3 protein-coding genes are annotated in these 4,366 nt (G+C 70.8%); 1 reads left to right on the top strand and 2 read right to left on the bottom strand.

What is annotated here, in order from left to right; genetic code table 11:
- Positions 1-153 precede the first annotated feature (153 nt).
- Positions 154-1,728, bottom strand: a complete 1,575-nt coding sequence (locus tag AB0877_RS30105) for an FMN-binding glutamate synthase family protein (RefSeq protein ID WP_366612993.1) — start codon at positions 1,726-1,728, stop codon at positions 154-156.
- Positions 1,729-1,816: 88 nt separating this feature from the next.
- The gene (locus AB0877_RS30100) at positions 1,817-2,947 is read right to left on the bottom strand and encodes an N-acetylmuramoyl-L-alanine amidase (protein ID WP_366612991.1); all 1,131 of its coding nucleotides are present in this window, start codon (positions 2,945-2,947) and stop codon (positions 1,817-1,819) included.
- 193 nt (positions 2,948-3,140) lie between these two features.
- Between AB0877_RS30100 and AB0877_RS30095 the strand changes: the two genes are divergently transcribed.
- The gene (locus AB0877_RS30095; protein WP_366612989.1) at positions 3,141-4,250 is read left to right on the top strand and encodes a hypothetical protein; all 1,110 of its coding nucleotides are present in this window, start codon (positions 3,141-3,143) and stop codon (positions 4,248-4,250) included.
- Positions 4,251-4,366 lie beyond the last annotated feature (116 nt).

Raw genomic sequence — 4,366 nt, 5'->3', positions numbered from 1 at the left:
GATCCGCGATCCGCGATCCGCGATCCGCGATCCGCGATCCGCGATCCGCGATCCGCGATCCGCGATCCGCGATCCGCGATCCGCGATCCGCGATCCGGGCCTGGTACTTCTCAGGTCGCGCATGCGGCCCTCGCCGGCGGGTCGGGCGTGATCTCAGCCGACGGCTGTGGCGGAGGGCGGGGCGCTGCCGCCCTGGGGTGCCTCCGGAACCATCAGCCGGATGATCTCCGCCTGGTCGGCGGGCGAGGGCAGTCCCCATTCCGGTCGGTAGCCGTACACCTGGTGCAGTGGGGTTGAGCCGGTGCGGCCGTCCAGGATCTCCACGGCGTCGGTGCCGATCAGGCCGGGGTGTTCGACGCCGCAGGCCTCGGCGACCTTGGTCAGGTCCCGGCGTAGCGTCCGCAGGTAGTTGGCGGCGCGGACCGACTTCAACGCCGGGTCCAGCCCACGGGCGAGCCACGCGTTCTGGGTGGCGACGCCGGTGGGGCAGGTGTCGGTGTGGCATTTCTGCGCCTGGATGCAGCCGACCGCCAGCATCGCCTCCCTGCCGACGTTGACCATGTCGCAGCCGAGCGCGAACGCCACGATGGCGTTGTCCGGCAGGCCGAGCTTGCCGCCGCCGACGAAGACCACCTGCTCGTGCAGACCGTGCTCGGCGAAGATTTTGTAGACCCGGGAGAAGCCCTGCTGGAACGGGAGCGACACCGAGTCGGTGAAGATCAGCGGTGCGGCACCGGTGCCTCCCTCGCCGCCGTCGATGGTCACGAAGTCCACACCCCGGCCGGTGTCGCGCATGAGGGTGGCCAGTTCCTCCCAGAAGCTCAGGTCACCGACCGCCGACTTGATGCCGACCGGCAGGCCCGTCTCGGCGGCCAGCAGCTCCACCCAGTCGAGCAGGCTGTCGCAGTCGGAGAACTCGGCGTGCCGGGACGGGCTGACGCAGTCCTGACCGGCCGGGATGCCCCGGGTGGCGGCGATCTCGGCGGACACCTTCGCCCCGGGCAGCAGCCCACCGAGGCTCGGCTTGGCACCCTGGCTCAGCTTGATCTCCAGCGCCCGCACCGGTGCGCCGGCAATCAGGTTCTTCAACCGGTCGAGGCTGAACCGGCCGTGCTCGTCCCGACAGCCGAAATACGCGGTGCCGAGTTGGAAGACCAGCTCACCGCCGTTGCGGTGGTACGGCGACAGGCCGCCCTCGCCGGTGTTCTGGAGGCAGCCGGCGAGGGCCGCTCCCTTGTTGAGCGCGGTGATGGCATTGCCGGAGAGCGAGCCGAAGCTCATCCCGGAGATGTTGACGACCGACTCCGGTCGGAACGCGCGGGCCCGTCCCCGTGCCGCGCCGAGCACCTTCGCGCAGGGCACCCGCACGTCGTGCCCGGCGGTCGGTGACGACGGCGGCACGGCCCGACCGAACGTGCGGTGCTTGATGATCGGGTACCCGGGGGTGTACTCGATGTCGTTGTCGGTGCCGAAACCGAAGTAGTTGTTCTCCTGCTTCGCCGACGCGTACACCCAGCGGCGCTGGTCGCGGGTGAAAGGCCGTTCCTCGTTGTTGCCGGCCACGATGTACTGCCGAAGCTCCGGCCCGATCGTCTCCAACAGGTAGCGGGCGCGGCCGAGGACCGGGAAGTTGCGCAGCAGCGCGTGGTCGCGCTGGATCAGATCCCGCGCGGCGAGTGCCGCGACGGCGGCGGCGACGGCGGGTACGGCTCGACGGGCCCAGGTCATGCCGCAACTCTTTCCGCCGGGGCGGCGGATCAAACCGGTGAGCGGGCTGGTGGCGGTGCGGGTGCGCCCCCGCACCGCCACCACCGGCTCAGCGGTGCCGGAACGACTCGCGGACCGACCCGCCGACGACGGTGCACCACGTGCTCGTACTGAGCTTGCCGTTGCGGGGCAGCCCGTGCAGCGCCTGCAGGTCCTGCACCGCCCTGCGGGTGGCGTGGTCGTACGCCCCGGTGACGGTGACCGCGTACCCCTTGGTGGCGAGGATTTCCTGCACGGCGGTGACCGGCGCTCCGACGGCGTGCTGGTCCAACTCCGGCGCGAGCGTCTCCCAGGTCGGCGTGGTGAGGGTGGCGTCCACGTCGACAGCGATGCCGTTGCGGGCCTGCCAGTCCTGCACCGCCGCCACGGTCGCGGCGTCGAACGTGCCGCTGACCGTCACCGGGTAGCCCCGGTAGGCGAGCAGGTGCTGCACCACCCGGACCGAGGGGGAGTTGACGAACCGCCACAGGTCCGGCCAGCGGCGCGCCGGCACGTCACCGAGCGTGGTGCCCAGCGCGGCGTGCACCCGCCGCCGCAGCTCGGGGAACTGTCGATAGAAGGCGGCGCCCGGACACTCGGTGGTGCGGAAGTCCCAGTGGCCGAAGATGTCGTACGCGTGCAGCCCGTACTGCCGGCAGATCGCGACGCAGAGCTTGACCAGCGAGTCGGTCAGTGCCTCCGGTGGCGTCTCGGTGACGTAGGTGCCCTCGTTCTCGATGCCGATGGCCCGGCCGTTCTCACCCGGACAGTGCGCCGAGATCATCTGCCGGTCGCCGGCTTCGAGGCGCTCCAGGCTGCCCCGGCGGCCCTCCAGCACGTACCCGCCGCGGCTCACGGTGAAGTGCTGGCCGGTGTCCGACCAGCCGTTGCCGTCCATGTGCAGGTCCTGGCAGTCGTGGGCCAGCTTGACCGCCTGCTCGCGGGAGTAGTCGGTGACGTTCGGGAACGCCATGTGGTGCACGATGATCTTGTTGGTGGCGATGGCGCTCACCGACAGCGGGTCCTTCGGCGGGCGGGCGGCCCACTCGTCACAGCTGATGATCCAGTCCAGGTCGGTGCCCGGCGCGGCCTGCGCCGCGCCCGGGAAGGCGAGTTCGCTCCCGACGACGGCGACCGTGGCGGCGCCGAGACCGGCCCGCAGCAGCGTCCGGCGATCCACTTCGGAATGGTCGACGTGCATGGCATCTCCTCCTGCGGCCGACGGCGGGGGGATGAAAAGTAGCTCCAGTGGCCGCACGTACTTCGGAGAATATTGCCAAAACTCGCCCGCGCGCTAGAGGGCCGACCTGCCTGATGATCACGGGTGTTTCCGCGAGTCGGGTCGGGGGTAGGTCGGGGCGGACCCCTCCGGCTGCCCACATAAGGATGACCAGATGAGTGAAAACGTCAGCGACGCGGTGGGCGACGCCCTCCGCTCGGTGATGCTCTTCCTGCCCAAGGCCGTCGCCTTCCTGGCGATCCTGGTGGCCGGATGGCTGATCGCCAAGGCCGCGCTGAAGATCGTGGAAAAGGTCCTCGAACGGGTGGGCTTCGACCGCGCCGTCGAACGCGGCGGCATCCGTCGGGCGTTGAGCCGCTCCCGGTACGACGCCAGTGACATCGTCGCGAAGCTCGTCTACTACGCGCTGTTGCTGTTCACCCTTCAGCTCGCCTTCGGCATCTGGGGCCCGAACCCGATCTCCGACCTTCTCGGCGCGGTGATCGCCTGGCTGCCCCGCGCCTTCGTCGCGATCGTCATCGTCGTGGTCGCCGCCGCCATCGCCAACGCGGTCAAGGACATCATCAGCGGCGCGCTCGGCGGCCTGTCGTACGGCCGGGCGCTGGCCACCATCGCCTCGGTGTTCATCCTCGGCCTCGGCGTCATCGCGGCGCTCAACCAGATCGGCGTGGCCACCGCGGTCACCACTCCCGTGCTGATCGCCGTGCTGGCCACGATCGGCGGCATCCTCGTCGTCGGTGTCGGCGGTGGTCTGATCCGTCCGATGCAGAGCCGTTGGGAGTCGTGGCTGACCCGCGCCGAGCAGGAGTCGCGGCTGATCGCCGAGCACACCCAGGCGTACCGGGCCGGTCGGCGCGACGCCGAGGCCGAGCTGGCCCGCCGGTCGGCCGCCACCGGCGGCGCGGAGGCCACCCAGGTGGTGACCCGGCCCGCCGAGGCCGACGCCACCCAGGTGGTGACCCGGCCCAGCGACCCGGAGGCGACCCAGGTCGTCCACTTCCCGGTCAGCTCCGACGCCGCCCCGCTGGCTCACCGCAGCGCCGCCGTCGAAGACCCGACGCCGGCCCGGCCCTCGGCGACCGACGACACGACCCAGGTGGTCAGTGGCTCGACCGATTCGGACGTCACGCAGGTGGTGAGCACCGGCGTCGACCCCGACACCACCCAGGTGGTCTCGGGCGGCACCGATCGCGCGGTGCCGGGGCAGCGCACCAGCGACGACGGCGAGACCACCACCGTCATTCCGCCGGTCGACCGGCGCTGACACCAGCGGTACGGCGGCGGGGCGGGACCGATGCGGTCCCCCCGAACGGGAGAAGGGAGGGGGTGGGAAGATTGTGAAACGAAAGGGTTAGATCACGGTGGTGGAGGGGTCATTGA

Origin of the sequence: Micromonospora sp. NPDC047644 (assembly GCF_040704315.1) — a bacterium.
GTDB lineage: Bacteria > Actinomycetota > Actinomycetes > Mycobacteriales > Micromonosporaceae > Micromonospora.
The sequence above is the reverse complement of the archived record's forward strand: the minus strand, read 5'-3'. Positions and strand labels throughout refer to the sequence as shown.